The sequence below is a fragment of the Sphingobacterium sp. NPDC055431 genome (assembly GCF_053644255.1).
This window is the reverse complement of sequence record NZ_JBSHLH010000038.1, coordinates 1-2,576: the sequence shown is the minus strand read 5'-3', so window position 1 is coordinate 2,576 and position 2,576 is coordinate 1. Positions and strand designations below refer to the sequence as shown.

Here is a 2,576-nt window from a genome sequence, read left to right as displayed (position 1 = left end):
ACATTGACATGTTATTGGAAGAAAAGATCAGAAAAAGAGAGAGGACAACAGGTCTATCCGCATTGGAAAGCTTCGGGCTATTAGTACCACTCGGCTTTGGTCTCTCAACCTTTACACCTGTGGCCTATCGACGTCGTAATCTCCGACGACCCTTGTGAGGAAGTCTCATCTCGTGGCTAGTTTCGCACTTAGATGCTTTCAGCGCTTATCTATCCCGGACGTAGCTACCCTGCCGTACACCTGGCGGCATAACAGGTTCACCAGCGGTCCGTCCAACCCGGTCCTCTCGTACTAAGGTCAGATCCACTCAAACTTCCAGCGCCCACAACAGATAGGGACCGAACTGTCTCGCGACGTTCTGAACCCAGCTCGCGTGCCACTTTAATGGGCGAACAGCCCAACCCTTGGGACCTTCTCCAGCCCCAGGATGTGACGAGCCGACATCGAGGTGCCAAACCTCCCCGTCGATATGAGCTCTTGGGGGAGATCAGCCTGTTATCCCCAGAGTACCTTTTATCCTTTGAGCGATGGCCCTTCCATACAGAACCACCGGATCACTATGTCCGTCTTTCGACCCTGGTCGACTTGTAGGTCTCACAGTCAAGCAAGCTTATGCCATTGCACTCCTCGTACGGTTACCAAGCGTACTGAGCTTACCTTTGAAAGCCTCCGTTACCTTTTTGGAGGCGACCACCCCAGTCAAACTACCCACCAAACAATGTCTCCCACATGATGGGATTAGAAACCGAATACAGAAAGGGCGGTATTTCAAGGGCGTATCCGCGATTCCTGGCGAAACCGCTTCGACTACTCCCGCCTATCCTACACATCCTGTACCCAATTTCAATGTTAAGCTATAGTGAAGGTTCATGGGGTCTTTCCGTCCCGTTGCGGGTAACCGGCGTCTTCACCGATACCACAATTTCACCGAGCTCATGGCTGAGACAGCGCCCAGATCGTTACACCATTCGTGCAGGTCGGAACTTACCCGACAAGGAATTTCGCTACCTTAGGACCGTTATAGTTACGGCCGCCGTTTACTGGGGCTTCGATTCAATGCTTCTCCTTGCGGATGACATCCCCTCTTAACCTTCCAGCACCGGGCAGGTGTCAGGCCTTATACCTCATCTTTCGATTTCGCAAAGCCATATGTTTTTGCTAAACAGTCGCCTGGGCCTTTTCACTGCGGCTTCTCCATCGCTGGAGGAAGCGCCCCTTCTCCCGAAGTTACAGGGCCATTTTGCCGAGTTCCTTAGCCATGATTCACTCGAGCACCTTAGGATCCTCTCCTCGACCACCTGTGTCGGTTTGCGGTACGGGTCTTGATGACCTGGAGCTTAGCGGGTTTTCTTGGAAGTCTGCTTACCTGCGCTATCAGCGCCCCCGAGGGTTTGCTGTACTATCGGGCTTCGGCTGTACCGGCGGATTTGCCTACCGGTCCAATACCTTTGCCCTTCAACGAACTATTCCGTCAGTTCGCGGCAGTGTCACTACTCCGTCACCACATCGCAGTCATCAACAGTACGGGAATATTAACCCGTTGGCCATCGGCTGCCTCCGTTCGGATGCGCCTTAGGTCCCGACTGACCCTGATCCGATTAGCGTTGATCAGGAAACCTTGGTCTTTCGGTGGGCGGGTTTCTCACCCGCCTTATCGTTACTTATGCCTACATTTGCTTTTCCATCAGGTCCACCACAGGTCGCCCTGCGGATTCGCCCCCGATGGAATGCTCCCCTACCAGTGCAATAAATTGCAATCCATAGCTTCGGTACCGTTCTTGATGCCCGTTTATTATCCACGCCCGGCCGCTCGACTAGTGAGCTGTTACGCACTCTTTAAATGAATGGCTGCTTCCAAGCCAACATCCTAGCTGTCTGGGCAACCGGACCTCGTTAGTTCAACTTAGAACGGATTTGGGGACCTTAGCTGATGGTCTGGGTTCTTTCCCTCTCGGCCTTGGACCTTAGCACCCAAAGCCTCACTGCCGGCCATATCTAGCAGCATTCGGAGTTCGTCTGGATTTGGTAGGATTTGACTCCCCCGCACCCAATCGGTAGCTCTACCTCTGCTAGACTCATATGCCGACGCTGTTCCTAAAAACATTTCGGGGAGTACGAGCTATTTCCCAGTTTGATTGGCCTTTCACCCCTACCCTCAGGTCATCCGGAAACTTTTCAACGTTTATCGGTTCGGTCCTCCAGTACGTGTTACCGCACCTTCAACCTGCCCAAGGGTAGATCACAAGGTTTCGCGTCTACCTCGTCCGACTGTGCGCCCTGTTCAGACTCGCTTTCGCTTCGGCTCCTGGCCTTAAGCCATTAACCTTGCCGGACAAGAGTAACTCGTAGGCTCATTATGCAAAAGGCACGCCGTCACGGAATCGCTCCGCTCCGACCGCTTGTAAGCACACGGTTTCAGGTTCTTTTCACTCCCCTGTTCGGGGTTCTTTTCACCTTTCCCTCACGGTACTGGTCCACTATCGGTCTCTCAGGAGTATTTAGCCTTGCCAGATGGTGCTGGCGGATTCCCACAGGATTTCTCCGGTCCCGCGGTACTCAGGATACCACTATGCCTG

1 rRNA gene is annotated in these 2,576 nt (G+C 53.3%); it reads right to left on the bottom strand.

Annotated features, from left to right (window positions below):
* Positions 1-61 precede the first annotated feature (61 nt).
* Positions 62-2,576 (bottom strand): 23S ribosomal RNA (locus ACWIB3_RS18545); the annotation flags it as partial.